Origin of the sequence: Winogradskya humida (assembly GCF_016862215.1) — a bacterium.
Taxonomy (GTDB): domain Bacteria; phylum Actinomycetota; class Actinomycetes; order Mycobacteriales; family Micromonosporaceae; genus Actinoplanes; species Actinoplanes humidus.
Genome location: NZ_BOMN01000032.1, coordinates 83,481 through 109,257 on the forward strand (window position 1 = coordinate 83,481; position 25,777 = coordinate 109,257).

A 25,777-nucleotide genomic window follows, 5' to 3' on the forward strand; every position below is an offset into this window, starting at 1 on the left:
TCAGCGCGCGTCGATCCGGGTGTATTTGCCGCCGTCGACACCGAACCGGCGGTATTCGCCCACCAGCAGCGAACCAGCACCGGAGTTCGCGTGGAACGAGCCCGTCGCGCCGTACACGTCGCCGGTGAAGCCGAAGCGTCGCAGCCGGGTGACGAAGTCGTACCCGGAACCACCCTGTTCGGAGGTCTTCGCGGTGTTCGAGGCGAGCAGGACGATGACCGACTGCATGCCGGACCGCGAGTCGCGCAGGGCGCCGGTGGCCAGCACGAGGTCGGCCATCGCCGTGCCGCTGAGGGTGATCCGGTCGCGTGCGGAGGTCGCCGTCTCCAGCTTGAACGTCGTCGCCGTCGCGGACACGTCGATCCAGAACACGCGGGTCGGGCTGATGCCGGAGCGGCCGCCCCACGGGGTGGAGTAGGAGTTCGCGTTGTTGCCGTTGCGGTCGTAGCGGGCGTATTTGTCGTGGTTGGCGTCGATGTCGGTCACGTAGTCGCGGATGCGATCGCGGCCGTAGGAGCCCGCCGGGAAGCCCATGCCGATCACCTTGTCCTTGCGGCGAACCACGACGTGGCGCACGTCGTCGAGCGGCATCGGCGCGGCAGGGCCCGGCGTCGGTGTCGGCGCGGCCTGCTGAGGCGTCGCCTGCTGGGGTGCGGGCTGCTGCGGCTGGGCGGGCTGCGGCTGGGCGGGCTGTTGTGCGTATGGCTGCGATGCGTGTGGCTGTGCCGGGGGGCGCGGGGGACGCGGCGGGTTCGGCTGCTGCGCCGACGCCGAGGTCGACCCGGATGCCTGCGGTTGTTGCTGCGGCCGAGGGGGGTTGGCCTGGGGGCGCGGCGGGGCCGGAGCCGGGGTTGGAGTGGGGCGGGGCGGGGGCGGCGGGGCATAGGCGGCATTGGGGGACCAGGTGTAGGGGGCCTGGGGTTCGGGGGTGCCGGCGGCGGGGTTCGGGTCGACCATGGCTGTTTCGGGGCCGGTCTGGGTGTCGAGGTCGGGTGCGGCACCGTACGCCCGGAAGCGCCCGCCGTCCGCGAGTGCGGCGCCGTCCTGGTCCATGACGAGCTGGGTGGTCGGCGCGAAGAGCTGGCCGCGGTGGCCGCCGGCGCGCAGGGCGTCGAAAAACTGCGCGGCGGGCTCGGCGCCGTCGAGGTCCTCGGCTGCTGCCGACTGCCACAGCACCATGGGGGTGTGCGTGCCGACACCAGGGAGCTCCAGCAGACCCGCGTCGAGCAGCATCCGGGCGAACGCGGCCTCCGGGATCCGGACCTCGCCGGCACCCTTGCGGTACGCGTGGATGCCGTCCTCGGCGGTCACCAGCAGCGAGAAGGACGGCAGGCCGGTGTGCCAGGGCGCCGCGTGGCTGCTGGCCTGACCCCGGCCGACGGCGCCGCGGTATCTGCGGAACTCCGGCTGGTCGACGCCGACCTCGGCCAGGGCGTCCGCGTGCGCGGCGTCCAGCGGGAAGCCGTAGCCGGTGACCCGGCCCGCGTCGTCGGTGAGGATCTGCATCCGGACATCCGAGAGCCGCAGGTTCGCCGGGGCGGCGGGGACGGCGGGCTCGACCGGTTCGGCGGGGACCTCGACGGCAGCGGGTTGAGCAGCGGGTGCGGTTCCGGGTTCCACCCAGTCGGGTTCGTCGGCGACGGTGCCGAGGGTGGGGTCGGCCGGGAGGATCTCGCCGTTCGGCGGGAACACGGAGTACTCGCCCATGCCGTCGACCGCGGTTGTGCCCTTCGGGACCAGGAGCACCGAGCCGCCGGCCGCGCGGACCGGACGGTGGTCACCGAGTGCGTGCAGGCGGCGGGCGAAGTCGGACATCGGGCCGTCGGGCCACTTCTGCGTACCGACCAGGCAGATGATGCCGGTGAAGCCGCGGAACTTGGCCGGGGAGAAGGCCTTCAGATAGCCGGCGGAGTGCATGAGGTCGACGATCGTGTCGCCCTTGACCAGGAACTTGTCGCCGCCGTGGCGCATGACGACGGCCATGGCCCGGGTGGAGCCGTGCGCGAAGATCAGGGCGTCCCAGCGCTCCTTGGCGTCGCGTAGCTGATGGGTGACCCCGGCGTCGGTCGAAGAGTCCGGGACGCTCGTGTACGACAGCGGGCCGCCGACGTCGGTGTTGTAGAGGTACTGCGTGTCCGTCGCCAGGTCGCCGATCTTGCTGGGGAAGTCGACGCCGGCGAGCTGACCGTCGCGGTAGAACACCGGGCGCATCGCCACGTGCCGGGGCAGCAGCGGGCCGGGCTTGATCGTCGCTTGCCAGGACGGGATCGTGACCCGGCCGCTGGAGAGCATCGAAGAGCCGACAACCGCATGCACCGTACGGAAGTAGCCCCGTCGCCGTAGCCCGGCACTGAGACTCTCGGCGGCCCGGCCCGCGCGCAGCGGCGAGAACGTGCTCGGCAGCATGGCGATGACCGGCTTGTCCGGGTCCCGTTCGGCCACCGACCGGAACGCGGGGGAGGCCGCCAGCACCCGGGCCAGCTCGTTGACGGGCAGCGTGAGGGGGCGGTCGGGCTTGTCACCGCGTACCGCGAAGGTGCGACCGTCCTCCGAACCGAGCAGGACCACCACCGGCATCTCCTCGGCCTGCGCCCACGCGGGCTCGGGCGACAGTTCCATGCCGCCGCCGGGCGTGCCGAAGTGCTGCATCGTGTACTTGCCGGTGTTCTCCGCCCACTCGTCCACCCCGCTCGGGGTGCTGTAGTAGTACTGCTGCGGCGTCGGGAACACCACCCCGACCTCGCCCGGGTAGCTGCCGGAGCTCTTGATGACCAGCGACCGTACGTCGTCGGAGCGCACCTCGGCGATGCGTACGGCGTTCGTCATGTCGGCTATCGAGTTGCCCGCCGTGGCCTGGACGCGGCGCGCGGCGGTGTCGGTGTCCAGCCCGAGCGCGAAGTCGTACCCCGTCCGGCCGGTGTCGTTGCGGCCACCCGCCCCCGGCGAGGCGAGCAGGATGCCGGTCTTCGCCGGCCCGTCGAGCACCTGCCGTACGACGGGATGCGTTGCCACGATCCGGCCGAACGCCGTGCCGTCGAGAACCAGCTTGCGGCCGCCGTTCCTGGTCTGCGCCCACACCTCGGTGCCGTTGCCGGCGACCGCGACAACAAGGTCCGCACCGGCGGGCCGGGTGCCGGCCACCGCGGCGACCGGGCCGGCGACGTCGGCGGCGTCACCGGGCAGCGGGAGCGCGATGCCGCGGCCACCGTCGAGTGTGGTCACCACCAGATCGTCGAGGCGGGGTTCGCGGACGAGCTCGAAGTCGGCGTCCGTCGTACGCAGCAGGCTCCAGTTCTTGCCGGAGAAGAAGATGCCGCTCGTCGCGCGGTAGACCGGCCGGTATCCGCCGACGGCGATCTGGCCCTCGAGGAAATCGTCCGCGGCCTTGGCGATCCACGCCGCGTGCTCGTCGCTGCCGCTGCGGGCTTCCGGCATGAGCAGCGCCAGCGGCCGGTTGAACGCGGAGTTGTCGAGGCGGCGGAAGTCGTCGTTGGCGTACAGGATCGCCGGCAGGTCACGCGGTGCAACCACGGTGGAACCGCCGTCACTGTCCGCCACGACGAAGTTGTCACCGCCCGGCTCCCGCTCGACGAAGACCATCAGCGGCCGGCCGCCCGGACGTGGCCGGTCCCCGCCCCACGGGTTGTGCTTCTCGGTGATCTCCCAATCGCCGAGCGCGTTCTTGTGGTAGCGCCGGGCCATGTCGAGCGCGTCGTCGCCCAGGTTGTTGGCGAACGTACGGATGTCGTCGAGGTAGCCGGAGTCGGCTGCGAGCGCGACACCGAACGCTCGGCCACGCGGATCGAGCACCGGGCGTACGCGTGGCGTGCCGGGACCGGGACGGCTCATCTCCATCGGCAGGTCGACGTCCAGGTCGTCGATCTCGCCGCGGATGGGTGCGTCGGGACCGGTCCACGGCGTGTACCAGAAGTGCTGGTTGGCGACCGGCTGGGCGGCGAGCCCGGTGGGGAACTGGCCCGGCGTGAACTGCGGGACCACGCCGAACTGCCGCAGCTCGCCGTGGTTGTAGACGCCGAGCGCGTTGCGGCGGGAGGTGTGGACGACGAGGGTCTGCGTGGCGCCGTACCCCTCGCCTTCGTGGCCCCACCCGCGGATGGCCGCCATGAACTCGTAGATCGCACCGCCCGGGGCGTCGTTGCGGCCCGCGCTGCACGACAGGAACAGGAACGGCGCGACGCGGCCGGAGCGGACGAACGTCTGCAGCGGCCGGATCTGGGCGAACAACTGGGCCATCTGCCGGCCGTTGAGCGCTGCCCGGCGGCCGTCGCGGAGCTTGATGTGGAAGTGGTCGGGGTCCGCGTGCGCGTCGAGCACGATGAGGTCGCGGCCGCCGAGACCACGCCGGCCGCGGAACGGCGTACGCAGCTCGGTGCCGTTGCGGGACTCGCGGGCCGGGTAGCTGTAGTAGTAGTCGAGCTCGTCGTGGGCGATCTCGCGGTCGTCGTTGCTCATGACGGCGGTGTCGCCGCTCTTGCTCGGGAACGCGATGCCGATCTCGCGGCCGTTCTTGTCGGTCGTGACCACGTAGTAGACGTCGCGCCAGGTGAAGCTGCCGGCCTGCGAGGTGTGCAGCGGATCGTGCGTGCTCGGACCGGTCGCCGGGGCTGGAGCGGTGGCCGGTGCGGGGGCCGGCGCCGGCGCATATGCGGGGGCCGGCGCAGGCGCAGGCGCATATGCGGGTGCGGATGTGGGTGCGGGCGGGGTGGCCGTGGTCGTGGCCTGCGTCGGGCCGAAGGAGACGAAGACGCCGTCGTCCGTGAGCGTGGCGCCCTGCGGGCCGACGCTCAGGCGGCTGTCGGTGGCGAAGACCAGACCCTGGAAGTTGTGACCCTGCACGAGGCGGTCGGTGAAGTCGTACGCGAGCCCGCCGGGCTTCCACCGCGCACCGGCGTACGACGTCCACACCACGACCGGCGAGGGCCGGCCACCGGAGTTGATCGCCCCCGCCTCGGCCGTGAGCCGGGCCAGCGTCCCGCCGTCGATGCGGATCGGGCCGCGGCCACGGGCGAACGCGAACACGTGGCCGACGCCGGCGTTCACCGCGTCCACGGCGATCGGGGCGGTCGTCGAACCCGGCATCGTCCACCAGGGCGCGTCCTCGATCATCGGGGTGCCGTCGGCGCGGCTTCCGGCGTACCTGCGGTATGTCGGGGCGGACAGGCCGGCCAGCGAATCGGCGCTGTAGTCGTCGGTGGTGCTGCGGGGGAACGCGACGACGACCCGGCCGTCGGGACCCGGCGTGACGGTGTGGCGGACGTCCGCGAGCCGCAGGTTGTCGGTCACCGGGGCCAGCGAGGGGTTGAGCGTTGGCAACTCCTCGATGCGGACGAGCGAGCCGTTGTCGGCGACCATCAGGCTCATCGAGGTGCTGGTCAGCACGTCGATCCGGCGGGTGGCCGCATAGCCCTCGCCGCGGTGACCCATGCGCCAGAGGGCGGCCATGAAGTCGTACGCCGCGCCGCCCATCGTCGGGATCCGGCCCGCGTTCGAGGAGAAGAACAGCACCGGCGTGGTGCTGCCGGCCCGCATGCCGGACATGGCGCCCGCATTGGCGGCGAGCGCGAAGAGCTGCTCACCCGGGACGGTCACGGAGCGGTTGCCGCCGACCCGGACCGTGAACGTCTGGGTGTCGGCGTCCGCCACGACGAAGAAGAACGGCGGGTTGCCCGACCAGGGCTTGCGGACGATCTGCCCGGTGCTGCCGTCGCTCGTGCCCTGGTAGTAGTCCGGGCTGGAATCGAGTTCCAGCAGGTTGATCGTGGTCTGCGCGAGCCGGCCGCCCAGCGAGGTCGTCGGGAACGCCACACCCGTCGGGGCGTTGCCGTTCCTGCTGAACAGCGTGACGACCTCGGCTCCGTTCAGCTCGGCGTCGACGACGGGCAGCGGGGCCGGCCCGGGAGCGGTGGTGGTGTCCGGCGCGGGCATCGCGGGAATGGCCGGGTCCGGCACGGGTACGGGCACCGGTGCGCTCGGCTGCGCGGGTGCTGGTGCGGGTGCCGGTGCAGGTGCCGAGGTTGAAGGCTTGCTGTCGGGCGTCGCCGCAGGGCCGTTCAGGGCATCCTTGAAAGGCGCATGCGAGGGTACGGCGACAGGTTCGTCCTCGTCGTCGGACAGCTCGTCGTCCCCGAGGTCGGACAGCGTCTCGCCGATCTCGCTGGAGTCGTCGCCGCCCAGGTATTCGACGTGTGCGTCCAGGTCGTCCAGCGTCGGCGCCGCCACCGGGGAGAGCAGCGGCGATTCGTCGGGCTGGGTCGACGACGGATGCAGGAGATGGAACTCGCCGTACTCGCCGGGGTTCGCGGGCGATGCCTGGATGACCCGGCGCCCGCCGGTGCCGAGTACCTCGAACTCGCGGAAACGGCTGCCCGCCGCCACGTGCACCCGGCCGCCGGGCAGCGTCACCGAACCGTTCGCCGCCCAGACCGACGCGTCGAAGTGCTCCTGCGTCGTGAGGTGGCGCAGCAGGTCGTAGGCGACCTGGCCGGGGCGTACGGCCGTGCCCGCCCGCGACGGCCACAGCACGACATCCCTGGTGCGCAGTACGCGATGGTTGACCAGCCGCTGCGCCTCCGCGACCAGGGCACCGAGCGTGCGGCCGTCGATCCGCACCGTGGAGCCGTCGGCGCGGGTCACCTGGACGTAGCGCGGACCCGCGGAGATCGCGTCGACCGTGAACGGGGCGCCGCGGCGGCGCCAGGGGGCCGGCACCTCGGTCATCTGCCCGGTCGCGGGATCGAACTCGCGGATCGTGGGCTGCTGCGCGGCCAGGTGCGCGGACCGCATCTCGGCCTCGTCGGTGTCGTCCCGCGGGAACGCGATCCCGGACAGGCCACCGTGCCCGTCACCGAGGAACAGCGGCGGGCGCAGGTCGGCGATCTTCAGGTCGTCGACGATGGGCAGCGCCGGCGTGGGATCGGCCGCAGGCGGTGCCGGTGCCGGGGGTGCTTCCGGTGCGGCCACCATCGCCGTGAACTCGCCGTGGTGGTCCAGCGCGAGCGACGGTTCGGTGACGGTCACCGAGGTCTGGGGCGCGTAGAGGTCGCCGCGGTAGTCGAACAGGGCGCGGGCCGCCGCGAACACGTCGTGGCCCAGGTTTCCCGGCTGGGCGTGGAAACCCGCGTACGGCGCGAGCAACACGATCGACGTCGCCGGGTTCGCGCCGCGCACGTCCAGCAGGCCGGTGCCGTTGATCAGCCGGATCACGTCGGCGGGACCGAGGGTACGCAGGCCGTTGCGGGTCGGCACCGTTGCTGAGCGGCCGTCCGACAGGTCGAAGTGGACGACGAACGGGCGGCGTCCCTTGCTGCCCGCCCAGCCCGGCCGGATCCGCTGCGGTGTGCCGGTTCCCGCCGGCCCGGGGTAGCTGAGAACCGTGCCGTGCTCGGCCGCCGGGCGGGATGCGGCCCAGGTCGCGATCGCGTCGCGGTGCTGGTCGTCGGTCGCGTAGCTCACGCCGAAGATGCGGCCGTTCGCGTCGCGCAGCTGCCGCGGCTCCCGGATGACGTGCCCGTCAACCTCGTCGCTGTCGCTGTCGCTGTCGCTGTCGCTGTCGCTGTCGTCGTCGCTGTCGTCGTCGCTGTCCTCGCTGTCGCTGTCCTCGGCCGTGTTGCTTTGGGCCGAGTTGTTCTGGGCCGGGCTGGTGGCGGCCGCGCTGTCCTCGGACGAGGTGCTTTCGTCGTCGCTGTCGGGGACCTCGGTGTCGCTGTCGTCGGATTCGTCGCTGTCGTAAGCCTGCGAACCCGCCGGGGCCGCCGTCGATGGCTGGGCCTGCGCGGGGGGCTGGGCCTGCGCGGGGGGCTGGGCCTGTGTGGGCGGCTGGGCTGCTGCGGGCTGGGCTGCTGAGGGTTGGGGGGAAGCGGTGTCGGGTTGCGGGGCGGCCATGCGGGCTGGGGGCTGGCCCTTGAGCATGCCGATGCGGCCGGACGGCGTCCATACGACCGGGCCGGTGCTGGCGAGGACCGTGCGCTGGGCCGGGTCGAGCGGCAGGGCGGAGGCGAAGTCGTGGCCGACGCTGCCCGGTTCGTTGCGGGCGCCGGCCCGGGGGGAGCCGAGCAGCACGTTGGTCGTACCGTCCGCGAGCAGTTCGGCGAAGCGGGGGTGTTCCGCGAGTACCCGGGCGAGGTCGCCGCCGGTCAGTTCCAGCTTGCGGCCGTTGGTGGCCTGCGCCCAGACGCGTACGCCATCACCCGCGACCGCGATCCCATAGCTGGACGCGCCCCGCGGGGTGCCGGTGACCATCCCACCGGCGGTGATGTCGTCGGGGTCGCCGGGCAGCGTGAGCGCGAGCCCGCGATCGCCGCCCAGCTCACGCACCGTCACGTCGCTCAGGCGCGGGCCGCGGACCAGCGCGAAGGTGCCGTCGCGGACGGCGAGCCGGGCGCCGCTCTGCCGGGCGACGGTCCGGAGCTGCGCGTTGGTGCCGTCCGGGTGGTAGATCGCCCGGTAGCCACCGACCGCGAGCTGCCCGTCGAGCACGTCGCGGGCCTCGCCGGGCGACAGGCCCGCGTGCGACCCGAGCACGACCAGCACCATCGGCCGGTTGAACCCGGAGGTGTCCAGGGTGCGGAAGCCGGGCTGCTCCTGCAGGTGGCGAGCCAGGTCGCGGGGTGCGACAACGGTGGTTCCGCCGTTGCGGGCCGGCACCCGGAACCCGGCTCCGCCGGCCGCCCGTTCCAGGAAGACGAACACCGGCTTGCCGCCAGCGCGGTCGGCGTCGGGGGCCCAGGGGGCGGGCCGCGTCTGCCGGTCGATCTGGTCGCCGCCGAGGTCCGTCTCCGACAGCACGACTCCGGTGTCGCCGGGGGTGAGCGCGTCCGCGTAGGCGGTCAGCTCGCGGTTCAGGGCGGGATCGGCGACCAAGGAGAACCCGGCATCGTTGCCCAGCGTGCGCGGCGGCGTGACCGGCTCAGCGGCGGTGGGGGTAGAAGGCTCCGACTCTGACTCCGACTCGGGATCCGAGTGGACGCTCTCGATCTCGATGTCGTTCTCGATCGGTTTGAACGCCTGGAACTCGCCGTCCTGCGGCAGGTAGATCCGATCGGTGACGCGGCGCAGGTCCGTCTCGCTGTCGGGCGCATACACGGCGGCGAGGTGACCGGCGTTGTGGTAGGCGTGATCGGCGAAGTCGTGGGCGAGGCCACCGGGTGCCCGGCGGCTGCCTGAGGACGAGCCGAACAGGACGGTCGGCGTGACGTCGGCGTTCGGGCCGTCGAACAGGCCGGATTCCATGGCGATGCGGGCGAGGGCCGCGCCGTCGACGCGGATCAGGCCGCGGTCCTGGTGCAGGACAACGGCGTATCCGTCGCCTGCGGTCCGGGTGTTGACCGTGCGGGGCGGGTGCGTGCCGCCATGCCAGGGTGCCCGGACATCCGCGATGTAGCCGGCGCGACGCGACGGCACCGAGAAGAAGCCGTCGCGGGCGGCCAGGTTGACGCGGGACATCACCAGCTTGTCGGCGTCGTTCAGCGGGAAGTTCAGGCCGATCACAGTGCCGGCCGTGTTCTCGACGTGCACGATGCGGACGTCTCGCGCAGCCACGTCGTTGTCGATCGGCGGCAGAGGCGGCAGCGGCGCCTGAGGACGTTGCGGCGGACGCGCGGTCCAGACCCCGTCGTCGGGTTGCCGGGCGACGGAAGGGGCATCGCCGGCAGGAGCGGGGACGGGGGTGGGCTGCGGTCCGAAGGCGACGATGCGGCCACCGGCGGCGACGCCGATGGCGGGCCGGCCCTGGGCATCCGGGTTCGTGAAGAGGCGGGTCGTCGCGGCGTACGTCTGCCGGTGGCCGTCCCGGATCCCGCGCAGTTTCTCCTGGAAGTCGAAGGCCGCGCCGCCCTGCTCCGCGACCTGGGCCGTGTCGCAGGAGAGCAGCATGACCGGCGCCGCCGACCCCCGGAGCGCTTCGGCCTGCGCCGCGAGCCGGGCGAACTGCGCTCCCGGCACCCGGATCGTGCCGCCACCCTTGAGCCCGACCGTGAAACCGCGCGCGTCGCCGTGGACGTCGACGAAGACCGGGCGCCGTCCCTCCGCGCGCCACGGTGCCGGCTGCTCGGTGTGCTCGCCGTCGGGGGTGTCCGTGAAGCTGCGGTAGGTGTCCACGTCGCTCGGGCCCGCCGCGGCGAAGCCGGTCATCGTGGTCTCGTCGCCGTCGCGGCTCGGGAAGCCCACCCCGATGACCGAGCCCTGGGAGTCGCGCAGCGGGACGGCCCGGACATCATCGAGGGACAGATCCGCGGACCGGAACGCGTCGAGCTCGGCCTCATGCGTCCGGTGCGCCGCCCACCAGGCGTCCTCCGCCTCGGCGACGCCGTCCTGCCGGCCGATCGCGGCCGTCCACTCCTCGCTGCGGCGGGCGAGGTCGAGGGCGGACTCGCGCAGGGATCCGGGCAGGTCGACGCCCGTACGGGTGCTCGCCTCCACCTCGGCCATCCGGACCGTGACCGCGTCGGAGATCGTCAGCTCGGTGCCGGCCCGGTGCTTCACGCCGGTGTCCTGCGAGCGGGCGATGATCCGGAACTCCACGTCGTACGCGAGGCTCCGGGTCAGGTTGTCCTCGGTCTCGCCGTGCGTCGGCAGCAGGTTGGTGCCCTTGCCGGGCAGCTTGTTCTCGACCTTGAGGTCGCGCTCGGGGTCGCTGCGGTAGATCGGCTGTTCGATGAACGTGGACGCGTTGACCGCACCGAACTCGTTGCGCTGGCCGACCTCCTTGGCGCCCGTGGGGTGGTTGACCCCGCCACCGGCGACCGGGCCGTTCATCTTCACGGCGTACGTGTTGGCGGTCGTCCGCTCGAACTTGCGGCCACGATCGTGGTGCTGCGTGCCCTTGATCTCGACGCGCGCGTCGGCGTGGGCGAAGCGGGGCCGGGGGCGCAGCCGGGCGTCCACGATCAGGTCGCGGCCCGCCTTGCCGAGCGGCAGGACGAAACGCCCGCCGGTCATGCCGCCTTCGAGCGCCGCCTTGAGGTTGGTGACCGTCAGGCCGTCACGCAGCGCGGTACGGGTGGCCTCGTCGACATCGGCCCCGGAGTCGACCAGCGTCGTACGAGCGACCTCGTGCAGGTCGTCGACGTTCGCGAGGACGTGCTCAACGGCGAACCGGCCCCGCTCGGGCAGCACCGCGTGCTCCCCGTCGGCCGTACGCCAGCTCTCCCGCGCCTGGTCGCCGAGTTCGTCCGCGTGCAACCGCATCGGCCGGCCGGCGTGCCCGAGCGGCCGGTTGCCGACGGGCAGCGGGCGGGTGTCGCCCGGGATCGTGTGCACCTGCACCGGCCGCCGCGCCGTGACCGTGGCGCCGCCGTCGGGTACGTCGTGGCCGGTGACGGTGATCGTGAAGCCGAGCTCGCCGTCGAAACGCGCGACCGGCCCCTTGACGCTCAGCGTCTGCTCGAACTCCTGACCGTCGTGCTGGGTGTTCTTCGTGGACTTGACGCCGAGGTTCGCGCTGCCGACGTAGCCGCCGCCGAGGAAGCCGCTCGCGGGACCGTGCCCGGAGGTGGCCGGTGGGTCGTCCTTGCCGGTGGTCTCGGTCCAGGTGCCCTGCGCGCGGGCGGTCACCGAGACGGACGCGACGGTCCTCCCCCTGCTGGTGACGTCCGAGTCCTTGACCGTGGTGCCGTCGGTGACCGACAGCTCGGTGACGTGCTCGATGCCGGTGAACGTGGGCGTCCCGCTGAAGTTCGCGGACAGCGTCACGTGGTGCGTGTGCCCGCGGAACCGGCCCTCGAGCCGGATGGGCAGGCTGCGGCCGCCGTTGAGCGCGCTGCCCAGGTGGTGGTCCGCCTTGCCGAGGAACGTCTGGACCATGCGGACGTTGTCGTGCGGCTGGTCCAGCGGGGAGTCGGGCAGCAGCGCGTACGCGACATCCCGGCCGGCTTTCGCGGCGATCGCGTCCCGCAGCTCCGAGACGACACCGGCGAGATCGAGGGGTGTGAGGACACCGCCGAGCCCGAGTGACGCGGGCTGTCCGGACGTGATCGGCGCGGGCAGCTCCCCGGCGGGCTCGGGGGCCGGTGCGGGTTCCGGCCGTTCCAGGGCCTGTACCCGGTCGCGCTGTGCCTCGTGGACGAGCTCGGTTTCGCGCCGCTGACGGCGTACGCGGAGAGTCTTCTGCTCGTTCTGTTCCGCACTCAGCCGGTCGGTCTCGGCCTGGCGGCGGCCCTCGGCCGCGAGCCGCTCGGTGCGCTGGCGGTCGGGCCGATCGGTGACCGCGTCGGCCACCGCACGCTCGCGCCGGGCCGCGCTCTGCTGGAACCGGTGCAGGTCCCGGGCCTGCCGGCGCTGCAGCTCCACCACCTGCCGCAGACCGGTCCAGTCGCCGGGCGTGGTGCCCGCCCGCAGCGTACGCAGCTCCTCGGCCTGGGTGCGGCGCAACTCCCGCTCGCCCCGGGTGTTGTCGCGGCGTACGCGATCGGCGAAGTCCCGGGCCTCCCGCAGCTCGCGCCGCTGCCGCCGGGCCAGGTCGGAGGGTTCCCGCTCGTGACCGGCCCGCAGCGCGTCACCGGCCGCCTTGAAGTCCGCCTCCTGCTGCGCGGTCTCCTGCTGGTGCTTGTCCTCCAGCCGCTTCTCGTCGCTGGTCCGGCGCAGTTCCTCGTCGTGCTGCTGCAGCCCGCGCAGCTGCTCCGGGGTCATCCACATCAGCACCGCGCCGGGCATGGTGAACCGCTGCGCGGCGATGTTCTTGCGGCCCGGCACGAGACCGAGCGGGTCGAGCGTGGTGCGGTGCTGCGCTTCGGCGTACACCTCGGCTTCGACATCGAGCTGGACCAGCATCATGCGGTCCGCGGCCCGGCCGAGGCGCAGCTTCGTGACACCGGCCAGGCTGCGGTCCTTGACGTTGCCCCAGGTGCGCTGCCACGGCGTGAGCGAGGCGACCAGGACGCCGCCGGGGCTGGCGGTGACGTCGTCCGAGACGGTTCCCGGCCCGGTGACCGAGGCGACGCCGGTGACCGAGGTGCTGACCTCGTACGCCCGCCCGCGCTTGGCACTCACCGTCGAGCCGCCGGACAGCACGTGCTTGACCCGCTCGAACTCGGACGTCCCCAACGGCTTGGCGTTCCTCGGGGTCAGCTTGATCCGCACATCGCCGTCGGCGTTCGTCAGCCGCCGGTCGTGACCGAGGTTGCTCAGCGCCGCCGCCCGGCTGAAGATCTCCGGGTTCGTGGTCAGCAGCTCGGGCGAGAGCATGTTGGCGATCGCCGTCGAGTTGCGCCCGTCCGGGAACGCGAAGATCTCATCCCCCGAAGCCTTGACCACGGTTTCCTTCACCGCGTCCTGCAGAAGCTCCGCGCCGCGGAAGGCCTCGATCCGGGCGCCGTCCAACGCCAGCGGGTAGCCACCGGTCACGGCGTTGAGCGGGCCCGGGTCGGTGATCCATTCCTGGCGGGCCGGTGTCACCACGGGCAGCGCGGCGGGCGGAGCATCGGTGACGCGGTGCTCGGGGACCAGCAGGCGTACCGACAGCGGGAAAGCCTTGGGCCGGTAGTTCGCCACTGCCACTTCGCGGGGTACGCCGCGGCCGGGCCGGCCGATCGACACGTGCCGGAAGTTCTCGTTGGCGCGGACGCTGGACCGGATGCTCGCCGAGATCTGCAGCGTCGCGGCGAACTCCCGCATCGGCTGGTCCGCGTACTCGCCGGTCTCGTCGAGATCGGGGCCGTGCCGGGAGTCGGCGACGTGCCCCTGCGACAGGCTGACCTCGTGGCCGCGGGCCTTGGTCCGGCTGACGCGCGGGCCGCCGAGCAGCGTCGAGAACGCGCGTCCGACCGGGCCGAGGATCCGCGCCTCGAGGCTGACCTCGGTGGTCTGGGTCCGCTCGTTGCCGGTGGTGGTCGTCGTCTTGTTCTTGCGCTTGTTGTCGGTGCGCAGTGCGCCGCGGTCGGTGAGCTCTCCGTCGGAGAGGTCCGCCAGGCGACCGCCGACCGTGACCACCGTGGTGTACGTGAAGAACCGTCCGCGCTTCACGAGCGGGATCTCCAGCCCGGGGCCGACGATGCGGTCGAGCACGTAGCGCAGTTGCCGGTCGGAGAGCCGCTGCTGAGCCTCGGTGTCGCGGGACAGCACGGCCTGCACGGTCGCGTTCAGGCCCTTGGCGAGGCCGGGATCGTCGAACGTCCGGACGAACGCGTCGGACTCGAGCGTGAACCCGTGCTTCCCGGGGACGCCGCGCAACGCGGCCACGATCGACTCGTAGATCCGGTCGCCGCCGCTGAGGTCGTCGACGAACGCGCCGCCGAACGACTCGCCCTGTTCGATCTGCGCCGGCGCGTAGTGGGTGCGGTCGCTGCCACGCCGTCCGCGCCAGCCCGCGTGGTCGCGGTCCGGGTCGAGCGCGCTGTCCTTCACCCGGTCGCTGGTTGTCCACTGCAGGGTGTGGACGCTGCCGGCGAGCGTGCGGGCGGGGGCTCCGAGCGTGCGGACCTGCAGGTCGTACACGGTCTGGTAGCGCACAGCGGGCCCGGTCGCGGTCAGCGTCTGCTTGTTGCTGGCCTCCTCCTTGATCTCCTGGACCGTCGTGCCGGTCCGGGACGCGGAGACCTTCGGCGCCACCAGCAGCGTGAGCGGCGGGATGTCGAGGCCACCGCCGGCGAGACCCCACACCGTCACCGGCCGGTCGGTCGAGGTGGTGTCGGTGTTCTCGCCCGCGAACGCGGCGACGTCGACGTGGGTCGCCGAGTCGACGTTCTCCACGACCTGCACCTGACGGGCGACGAGCCGCATCTGGATCTGCCGGTCGCGGCCCGGGAACAACCGGCGCCACCCACGGGCGGGCGAGCGCAGCAGCGGCGCCGACGACACCCAGCCGCCCTGCTGGTCGGCCGGGTCGTGCACGACCATCCGGCCGAGGTTCGCCGCGAGGTTGGCGTCGCTGAGGAACTGCTGCAGCACCTGGCGGCCGGGTGTGCCGATGCGGGTCACGTCGCTCAGGCCCTGGTCGGCCAGCAGGGTCTCGACCTGGTTGAAGAACTGGTCGCCGTCCGGGCGGCTCGCGAGGCTTTCCATGCCGAAGCGCCGGGGCGGTGCGGCGCTCAGCGGCGGCGCGTCCTTGTTTGTTTCGACCGGCTGTGGCTTGGCGAGTGCGGTGGGAATGCGGAGGGCGACCGTGCCGTCCGCGCGTACCGGATCAGGGGTTGATCCGTCCGGGAAGGTCAGCGTGGCGTGGAACGTGATCGGCACGCGAACGTCCGCGCGTTCCTGGATCTCGACCGTGGTGCTCGTTGTGTACGCCGTGCGCTGCGCCGACGAGCGCGTTGTCGCCGGTCGGGTCGGCAGCGTCGCGCCGACCCCGGCGATCATGCCCGGGACCGCGGTGACCGTGGCCTTGGGCTCGATGTGGTCGGCGCGGCCGTGCCGCATCGAGTGCCGCGCCTCGCCGTCGGTCTTGGTCTTGGCCTTCGCCGCCTTGGTGCTGGGTTCCTGCACGGTCACGGCGTCCCAGTCGAGGGTCGCGGTGACGGTCAGCTCGGCGGGACGGCCGTCGACGGTGACCGCGTACGGGCGTCCGGCGCCGAGGAACTGGTCGATGTCGAGCCGGGCGTCCTCGGCGAGCGTGTCGAGGTCGGCCTTCGCGATGCCCGGGGCGAGGCCGCGGACCATGTCGGCGATCGGTCCACCCTCGGTGGGGTGCAGCTGCTCGGCCAGGCCGAGGGTCCGGCTCTCCTTGAGGTACGCGGGGAGCGCATTGACAACCGCAAGCGGCGCCGGCACCGCGACCTCGCCCGACGTGGTGAGCGCGACCCCGATCGAGTCCGCGTCCTCGATGAACCGCGAGACCACGGGCTCGACCGACATCCGATCGTCGGGAGCCTCGATGAGCAGGTCGGCAGGCGGATCGCCGTCGTCGTCGGAATCGCTGAGGTCCTCCTGCGCCTCGCGGATCAGCTCCTGCGCCTCGGTCAGATGCTCGACGGCCTCCTCGTGCGCGGCGACGGCGTCGGGTACCTCCTCGGAAGCCTGTTCGAGCCGGTCGGCAGCGTCGTCGAGCAGCGCACGCACCTCACGGGCCCGCTCCCCGACGTCCCCGACGTGGTCCTGGTATGCCCGGTCGATCTGGTCACGCAGGTCCCGGTCGTGGTTCGTGCTCAGCCGGGCGCCGTGCGCGGCGGCGAACGCCTGGGCGAGCGGCAACGCCCCGGTCTCCGTGTTGCTGTCCCGTTCGGCGGCGGTGGCCCGGTCCGCGGCGGCCTGGCTGCGGGTGACCAGGTTGCTGAAGTGCCTGTGGAATCGGCGCAGCGTGTCCAATGTGCTCTTTGCCCGGCCGGCATCGGCGGCGGCCCGGTCGGCGTGACGCCGCACGGCGTCGATGTCGGGGCGCAACCCGTTCGCCGCGGCCAGGGCGGTGCGGACCGGCGTGTCGGCGGCTCGGGACCGCCTCGCGAGGTCCGACATCCGGGCGCCCAGCTCGCTGTGCGAGTCGCCGATCTGGTCCCCGAGACCGCGGAGCTGCCCGGCGAGGTCGGACGCGTCGCGGTGCAACTGCTCGGCCGTCGGCGAGTCGGCCAGCACCGGAGTGATCGCGTCGATCAGTGGCTGCAGCATCCGGGCCGTGTCGGCGGCGTCCTGCCGGGCCTCGTCGGCGTCGAGCGCGATCTCGGCGGCGATCCCCGCGGGGTTGATGTCGCCCAGGTCCGCGTCGGTGCCGAGCACGTGCGGCAGATCGGTGACGGTGAGCCGTCCGTCCGGCCCGGGGGTGCGGAGGAGCTCCACGAACGTGGTCTGCGGTGTCGGTGTCGCGACGATCGGCCGGCCGTCGTTGGCGTAGTCGGCCGCAGGGGTGACCACGGCGTGCCCGTCCGAGGTGGCCCACGCGATGGCGACGGGAGCGATGATGCGGGTGCCGGGCAGTTCCCGGGCGAGCTGGGTGGCAAAGCCGTTGTCGAGGTCGGCGGCGGTGTCGCAGGCCATCAGCACGATCGGCTTGTTGTTCCAGCGCGGGTCGGCCCGGATCCGCCGGGCCAGGTCGCGTGCGGTGACGCGGCGGCCCTCCGGGCGCAGGTGGTACGCGTCGGCGTGCGAGAACACCGTGTATCGGTCGTCGCGCGCCGGGAAGTGCTCGGCGGTGGCCGCCTGCCCCGGATCGTCGTCGTCGACGAACAGCATCCCGGCATCCACGTCCCGGGTCTGCACGCTGCCGCCCAGGGGCACGTCGTCGATGCTCGTCGCGAGGTGACCGGGGGCCTGGGTGACCGCGGCGATGCTCGGCACCCGGGGTGCGTCCGCGTTCGGGTTGCGGAACTGGACGAGGTTGCCGCCGTCCTCGATCCGCAGCGGCGGGCCGGCGCGCAGGGTTCCTGTGGCGCCGTACGCCTCCCCGAGGTGCCCGTGCCGCCCCGACGCGCTGCGCAGGAAGTCGTAGACGGCGCCGCCCCGGGACTGCAACTGCGCGGCGGAGCAGGACAGGAACAGCAGCGGTGACTGCTTGCCCGACCTGCTCTGCTCGATCGCGTGGGTCTGGCTGACGAGGTGTTCCAGCTGCTCGCCGTCGACGGGGACGACGCGGCCGGGCGTACCGTCGGCGTTCTTGAGCCGGATGCGGAACGACGTCGGCTCGGCGTGCGCCTGGACGTAGAACATCTGGCGGTCGCCGAGCCCGGCGGGACCACCCCACGGCACCTGCAGCGTGGTGGAACCGGCCGGCGACTCCTGGACGTACGTGCCGGACTGCGCGTCGTCGATGGCGGGCATGGACGTCTCGAACAGTTTCCGGTCGCCCGCGCGGGTGGGGAAGCCGACGCCGATGACCGGGCCCGGCTTACCGTCCGCGTCCGCGGGCTTGCGGATGACCATGACGTCGACCTCGTCGAGGTCGTACTGCCGCGTGGGCTCGTCGGTGGTGGTGGCCGGCATGGCGTCCGGTGCCACGGTCCACTGCTGGACGAGCCGGCTCACCTCGTCGACACCCGCCGCTGCCCGGCGCTCGGCCCGGATCGCGGTGCCCGGGTCGATCCCGAGGTCCTCGGCGAGATCCAGCACCGCGTCACCCCGGCGGGTGGCACGGTCGATCAGGCGGCGCGCGTGGTCGTACGCGGGCCGGTCAGCGTTGTGCTGGCCCAGCGCGGTGGTGGCGGGTCCGATGAGTGCCCGATACTGCTGGTCCAGGTCACGGAAGCGGTCGTGCAGACTGCCGGGCAGCTCGTCGAGGCTCGTGCCGGTGTCGTCCAGGAGCGCGGCGAGCCGGTCCCTGGTGGCGTCCCGATCGGTCTCGACCTGGGCGGTGGACACGCGGGCCGCATTGCGCAGGAACGCGACCTCGGCCGGGCCGGTGGCGGTGCGCCCCTGCTCGACATAGCGATCGGCGGCCTCGGCCAGCTCGGCGGCGTCGGCCGCGGCGTCGCGAAGGTCGGCGTCGAGCATGAAGAGCTGGGCCAGGGTGTTGTCGGTCCGGCCCACCTCCGCGATCACGGGAGACATGGCGTTGTGGGCCGCGTCGGTCCGCGCCGCGTTGCGCCGGGCAGCGTGTCCGAAGTCCTCGGCCGCGTCCTCGGCGGCGTCGACGGCATCCCGATGCGTGGCGGCGGCGGTGTTGAGGTCGGCCAGCGCGGCGGGGGCACCCTGCCCGGTGAGGCGTGCGGTGGCTTCCGCAACGATCCGGCGGTTGACCCGGGTGACGTGGTTCTCCCGGTCGACCAGATCGTTGAGCGCCGCGCGTGCCCGTCGCGCCGACGCGCTGTAGTCGCGTAGCGCCGCCTGGGTGTCCCGCGAGTGGTTGATCAGCTCGTTCAAGTCGCGGGAGTCACCGAGCGCCTGTGCCGCCGCCCGGCGGGTCTGCGCCGCGGTGGTGGCCAGGGTGGCGGCGGCGGTGCGCAGCCGGTCGGCCTGCGTGGCCAGCTCGGCGCGGGCGGCGTCGATGTCGAACCCGCCGAGCTCGCGGTCGTACCCGGTGACGAGCTCCGCCAGGTCCTCGACCGTGCGGGTCATGCCGTCCAGGTCCTGGTGGGCCCGCAGTGCGCGGATCTCCAGCTGCACCAGCGGCCGGTCGGCGAGGCGGCCCTCGTTGTCGTCCAGCCGGTCGAAACGGGTGGTGAGGAAGTCCCGCTGGTCGACGAACGGGATGTCGTACTTGCCCCGCTCGTACAGGGCGTTGTCGAGGTAGTCGCCCACGTGGGTTCCGGAGAGCAGGTCGATCGGCTCGTCGTCACCCAGCGCCGCCACGACGTCGGGCCGGTCGGCGATCGCGGTGCCGAACTGCTTGGCCACGGCTTCGCGTACGTCCTCGGCGTGCTCGTCCAGGAAAGCCTTCACCTTGGGGGACAGCGCGGTGCGCATGCCGTTCGGCGCGACCCGTGACGCGACCGCGAGGTAGCTCTTGAGCAGCCGCCGCGGTCGATTCATCAGCCGCGAGACGTCGCTGTACATCAACGCCGCGACGTGCGGATACATCACCGCGAGCAGACCGGCGATCTCGTCGGCGTCCCGGTCGGTGGCGTCGGGTCCCGCCCAGCGCCGGTAGGACTCCCGCAGCTCGTCGGCGACGGAGAGCCCGTCCTCGATGATCGCCCGGCGGCTGCGCAGCGATCCGTCCATCGCCACGGACGCCGAGTTGTCCGCGACGTAGCGCATGAAGTTCGCCGTCCGCGCGAGCGGCACCCCGAGGGTGAACTGCGTATACGGGTCGCTCTTCGGGTTCAGCACGCGTCCGCGCACGCCGACCTCGGCGGCGTCCGGGTCGACGATCCAGCCCTCGGACTCGGGGAACAGGTCGGTGAGCGAGCGCTCCTCACCGGCGCGCAGGCCGTCCAGCTTCCGGTTCGCCTCGGCGACCAGCCCGGTGACGTACGCGCGGTCGGGGCGGCCCTCCTGCGACAGCACCCGGCTCGGCTCGCCGACCGCCTCACCGAGCTTGACCTTGTCGGGCGTGAGCTTCCCGGCGCTGTCGCGGGCGTGGTACTCGTCGATCGTGATTTTGGCGAGGCCGCTGCGGTGCCGGACGAGGACGTCGCCGTAGCCGAGCCCGTCAGTGCCGGTGAACTCGTGCCGGCGCCCCTCGACCTCGATGCCGATCGCGCCGAACCGTGTACCGCGCTGGTCGGTCGCAGGGGCGTCGACCATGGCCTGCGCGGTGGTGGGCGGTGCTGCGGGCAGCGGGGTGTCCTGCACCCGGCCGTCCGGGCCGACGAGGAGCACACGGGCGTCCACCGGTGCGGGCAGCGCGTCCGGCGTCGTCGCGATCCGGGCACCCGGTGGGCGGCCCAGGTCGATGTAGCCGATGCCCTGCGCGTCGTGGTGCACGGCGACCGCGTGCCCGACATCGCCCGGCCGTCCTACCAGGACATACGCGGTCGTCCCGGGCCCGGCGGCGGTCAGCGCGGCCTCGACGCCGGTCCACGTGCTGGTCGGCTGCCAGCGGCGGTCGGAGATGCCGGGCAGCACGTTGCGGGGATCGAGGTCGCGATCGTCGCGGGCGCGGGGGGTGGTCAGGCCGTCGGGGTGCTGGGCCCGGGCCAGGCGCCGCAGCGACGTGACGCAGGCGGCGAGGTCCTGGTCGCGGCGCAGCGGCGGCACCGCGTCGACCAGGTCGGCGAACGTCGCGGGCGCGCCCGGCTGGAACGTGATGCGCCCGTCCGCGCCGACGTCCTGGCGTACGTCGATCACACCGGCCGCGGGCAGGGCCGGAGCGTGCGTGACCAGGCCGTCCGGGGTGTGGATCCGGATCGTACGCCCGAGCGTCTGCGCCGCCACGTCCGCGACGACCCGGTAAGCCGCCTGCTGCCGGGCGAGATCACCCGCGGGAGTGGTGACCCCGGTCGCGGCGACCAGGAAGTGGCCGTGGTCGTAGGACTGCGTGACCCGCTGCTTGCGCAGGCCGCCCGCGACCCGCCCGTCCGGGGTGCCCGTCAGGCGCTGCCCGGTGGTGATGAGGTCGGCGCGCAGGTCGGTGGCAGTCTGCCCGGTCGCCGTGGCGAGCGCTGCCACCAGGGAATTGTCCTGGATCGGCGGCGCGAGTTCGGCCACGACGTTCCCGGCCGCGGTGAAGTCCCGCGCGATGGTCGCCGTGGTCGACGACGGGGTGAGCTGGCTGACGGTGCTGATGCCCGCGGGAAGTCCGACGTGGATCCCGGACGGGTCGGTGTAGGAGACCGCGTGGCCGCCATATGCGGCGAGCCGCTGGGTGAGCGTGGACTCCGGGACGTGCGATTGCGGCAGGTTGCCTGTGACCGCGTACGCCGCGGCCAGCCGGGAAAGGTCGGTCTCGACGGCCGCGCCGGTGAAGTCGGTGAGGAAGGCTTCGCCGCGCACCGGATGCCGGCCGTACTGCGCGTCGGCTCCGTCGTCGTGGCCGGTGCGTGTCTGGTGCTGGTGCAGCTCGGCGGCGTACGCGCGATTCAGTCTGTTGCCGAGATCGCTGAACTCCGCGAGCCCGTCGCCGAACCGGATCTCCGGGTCGCCCGCGGCGAGCAGGCCGTCGACGAACAGGTTCGGCTCCGGCGCGTACGAGAGCAGCGGCGCCAGCTCCGTCAGCCGGTTGCGGGTCTGCATGTCGTCGCCGACCTCGGTGAGGAAGTCGTCGACGAACCGGGCGGCGCGGGCGGGATCGGCGAGCATGTCGAGGGCCGCGTCGGCGTTGGCCCGCCGCGCGGACAGGTCCGCGATCCGCCGGTCGATGGTCGCCCGCTGCGCGTCGGTGGTCGCCGTGGCCAGTGCCTGGCGCTGTTTCTCGAGCTTGGTCTCCTGCTCGTCGCGGTCCTGCCGGAGCCGGGGCCCGACATCGGCGAGCAGCTTCGCCGGATCAGCGACGCGGTAACCGCCGGCCATCATCAGCGGTCGTTCGACGCCGCGCCCGCCGTCGCCGGGAAGCCGGGTGCGCTGCTGGAAGTGCTCGAAGACGTGGGTGCCGGAGGGGACGGTCCGGGTGCCGGTGTCGTAGTCCTGGAACGCCACGTACGGGTACGTGCCGCCGGCCGCGAGCGCGTTGACCGCGTCGATGGTCGGGTCGGACTTCAGGACGGCGTTGCGGGCGGTTCCGTACTGGAAGGCGCCGCGCTTGCCCCCGATCGCGTTACCGGTGACCGCGATGGGCACGTCGGGGATGCTGTCGGCGATGGTCGCCGCCCGGTCGACCGCGGCGCGCAGCCCGTCATCGGCGACCTGCGCCATCGTGTTGACCCCGATGACAAATGCGACGTTCGTGCCCGGTTTCAGCCCCGCGCGGACGGACGTGACCACGTCGCCCAGCCGGTCCACGTCCGAGGCGGGGACGATCATGTTCACCACGTACGACAGCGGCGCCCGCTGCTCGATCAGCTCCGCGCCGATCTCTTGAGGCGTACGCCCGTCCGGGGCCGCGCCCGCGGTCAGCGTGGTGAACGCGGTGTTGCTCCGCGTGGCCACGACGTCCTTCGGCAGCTTCTTCTGCCGCCCGAACGCGGCTGCCGACGAGCTGCCGGTATTCGCGGACCGGGCCCGGCTGAGCTGGTAAAGGCCCTGCAGTACCTGGTCGCGGTCGGGGTGGCTCGCCTCGCGCCAGAGCCGCTGGAAGTAGGTGGACTCGGTGCTGTCCGGGTTGCGGCGCAGCGCGCGGATGGTGTCGCCGATGACGTCGGCGGCCGCGGGGTCCGGCGTGATCCGGGCGAGGTGCGGGGCGAGATCGTCGAGGTGCTCGTCCGCGACGGCGTCGAGGTTGCGGCTGAGGCTGGTCGCCATGGGCGGGGTCAGCAGGATGGACATCTCGTCGGCGCCGCGCAGCCGCCAGAACCGGTCCTGCGGCAGCATGAACGCGTCCACGGTCCGCGGCGACGCCCCCGCGCCGATGAGCACGTCGCTCAGCCGGCGGTCGTTGCCGAACGCGGCCCGCAGCCGTTCCACCTCGTCGTACGTCATCACGCGCTCGTTCTGCGGCAACGCCCGCAGCGACCGCAGCACCTCGCGGCCCGTGTGCACCTTGCCGTAGTCCTCGAACGACTCGAGGTAGCGGATGTCCTCGACCTGCTCGGTCTCCAGCGTGACCGCCTGCTGGACCTCGTTGAACACGTTGATGGCCCGGGCGTCGTCCCGCGCGTCCTCGCGGGAGTTGCCGGTGGACGGGAACTGGGTGACGTCCGAGGCGATGCCGGCCCGCTGGTGATGCTCGCGCAGGTTCAGGTAGGGCCGCTCGACGATCTGCGCGAGGTTCGCGGTGTTGGCGCCCTCCAGCACCGCGGGCAGCGTCCCCAGCTGGAACAGGTGCTGGAACACCGGCTGCGGGACACTGCCGACGCGCAGGATCAGCACCTCGCCGGGGCGCAGGCCGTCGAGCTCGTCCAGGGCGCGCGGGCTGTCGGCGCGGGCATACCGGATGCCGGGCAGCTGCGCGCGTTCGGGCAGCCGGCCCTCGCCGAGCAGCAGCATCACGGTCGGTTGCCGCAGCCCCGCCGACCGCACACCGGCGGCGAGCTGACGCTGGGCGGCGACCTCGGTGACGAAGTCGACGCGGTGCAGGCCGTAGACCGGCATGACCTCGACCCGGCCCGCGCGGGTGTCACGGACGACGGCTCGGAGCGTGTCCGCGCGTACCGGATCGGTGATCTCGGCAGTGATGGTCTGGGTCGCCCCGGTGCGTGGGACGTTGTAGCGGTAGACCGCGAACCGGTCGATCGCGTTGCTGAGGTCGGTGGTCCCCTCGTTGCGGTCGAGCAGCATGCGGTTGCCGAGCTGCCACGCGAACGGCTGCATGACCAGCGCCTGATCGGCACCGAGATAATCGAGGAAGTCACGCTGGTCGTCCCGGTCGCCGATCTCGTCGATCGCGGGCACCAGGACGATGGGGGTACGCCCCTGAGCGTCGCGCATCCGCGGTGTGCGGACCCGGTTTCCCACCTCGAACTCGGGCCGGACGTCCAGCACCAGGTCCTGTCGCCGCTGGTACGCGGCCAGCCCGCCCGGCGCGAGACGGTCCAGCAGCGTCCGCGTTCCGGGCGAGACGATCAGCCGGACCGGTCGCCGATATCCCTGCCCGCGCAGCGAGTCGATGAGCATGAGCCCCGCGGCGACGTGCCCGGCGTTCGTGGCCTTGTCGATGTAGACGGCCAGATCCGGCTGGCGGGGATCGCGCAGGAAGTCTTCGACGCGGCGCTGGACGGACCGTCGTGAGGGCGACGGCGACGGCGCGAGCGCACTTGCGAGGTCTTCCGTGTCGCTGTCATCGGGGATTACCAGGTCGTCATCGGAGAGGTCGATGTCGCTGTCCGACTCGTCCGCGGCTCCCAGACCCTGATCGGTGGCGGCCCGCAACGCGGTGTCGAGAGACTGGCGGTCGGCGGTGAGCCCGGTCAGCAGGGTGTCCTGCGCGGCGGTCGCGGTGTCCCGCAGCGTCCGGACGTCGGCCAGCCGCGTCCGGACATCGGCGATCGTGTCGGTGGCCCGCTTGACGGTCGCGTCCTGCTCGCGTGTCGCGTTGTCCACGAGAGCGTCGGCCATGCCGGTGAGCAGCCGGGACCGGGCGGTGGTGATGGCGGCCTGGTCCAGCAGGGTACGCAGGTCGCGGGTCCGGCCCTCCGCGAGCGCCTGCCGGGCCGCCGCCACCGAGTCCTCGGCGCGTTCGGCCAGCGTGACGGCCTCGGCGCGCATCGAGGGGAGCCGGCTCTGGAAGCGGGTGAGGTTCTCCAGCTCGCGGATCGCGTCCTTGGCGTCGAACTCGGTGTGCGCGGCGGCCGTACGGAAATCCTCGAGTGCTGTCCTGGTGTCCCGGACGGCCGCGGGCGACGTCAGCGGAACCTCGGCCCGTCCCGTCCTGTACCGGACCTCGTGGAGCGCCTCGTCGATGTCGCGCAGCGCGGACTCGATGTTCCGGTCGATCGTCGTGCTGTCGCCGGTGAGTTCCGTCGCCTGGGCGGTGAGGTCGCGGGCGGCGGTGACGGAGTCGATCGCGGGCTGCAGCTCCTGTTCGGCCCGGGTGCGGTGCGCGTCGAAGGTGGCGACGGCGGCTCGGGTCGTGGCGGCGTACCGCTCGATCTGCTCCGCCGCGAGATCCGGGTCGACCTGGTCGTTGCGGTCGGGCACGTAGTCCTGGGGTGCGTCCGCCGGCTGAAGTACGGGGCCGAGCGTCCGGTAGGGCACGGGCACCGAGCGGTCGGGTTCGGTGTCCGTCGGCTCGTAGCGGTATTCGCGCCACTGGTCCTCGACCGTCGGTACGCCGGGCAGCGGGCGGCCGTCCTCGGAGTACGTGGTTTCAGCGGGCGCGACGATCGGTGCTGTGCCGCGGACGAGCCAGCCCAGGTTCGGCGGGGCGATGACCGCTGTGCCAGGGAATTCGCGGGCCAGTTCGGCGGCGAAGCCCGTGATGTCGTCGCTTCCGGTGTAGCAGGACTGCAGGTGGATCGGGGGCTGCCCGGCGGCGATCCAGCTCGGGCGGATCTGGTCGGCGACCTGTTTCGCGGTGTGTTCCTCGTTGTCGACGAGGGCGTGCTGCGGATCGCCGTGGACGAAGACGTGCAGGCGGCCGTCCTGGGGGAACGCGTTGACCAGGCGATTAAGTGCGTCGTCGGGGTCGGCATGCCGTTGGCCGAGCATGGCGATGCCGGATGGGACATTCCGGGTTTCTGGGGCTCTGGTGGCCTTTGTGGCGTTGGGTGGAGCGCTGAACGAGGCTGCCTCGGTTGTGGTCTGGCGGGGCGTGGTCTGGCTGAGCTGGTCGAGCGCCTGGAGGACCTGGTCGCGGCCGGGGCTGTCGGACCGTTCCCAGAGCCGGTCGAAGTACTCCGCCGTGGTGCTGTCCGCGTCGTCACGCAGCGCGTTGATGGTGTCAGTCAGCACGGCGGTGGAGTGCGGGTCGGACGTGATCTGCGCGAGG

At 72.6% G+C, this 25,777-nt stretch carries 1 protein-coding gene (running past one end of the window); it reads right to left on the minus strand.

Annotation, left to right across the window (positions count from 1 at the left end):
- Positions 1–25,777: the 3' portion of a DUF8616 domain-containing protein gene (locus tag Ahu01nite_RS14310; RefSeq protein WP_203836982.1), read on the minus strand. It continues 6,971 nt past the right edge of the window; the window shows 25,777 of its 32,748 coding nt (coding positions 6,972–32,748); the start codon falls outside the window, past its right edge; its stop codon occupies positions 1–3.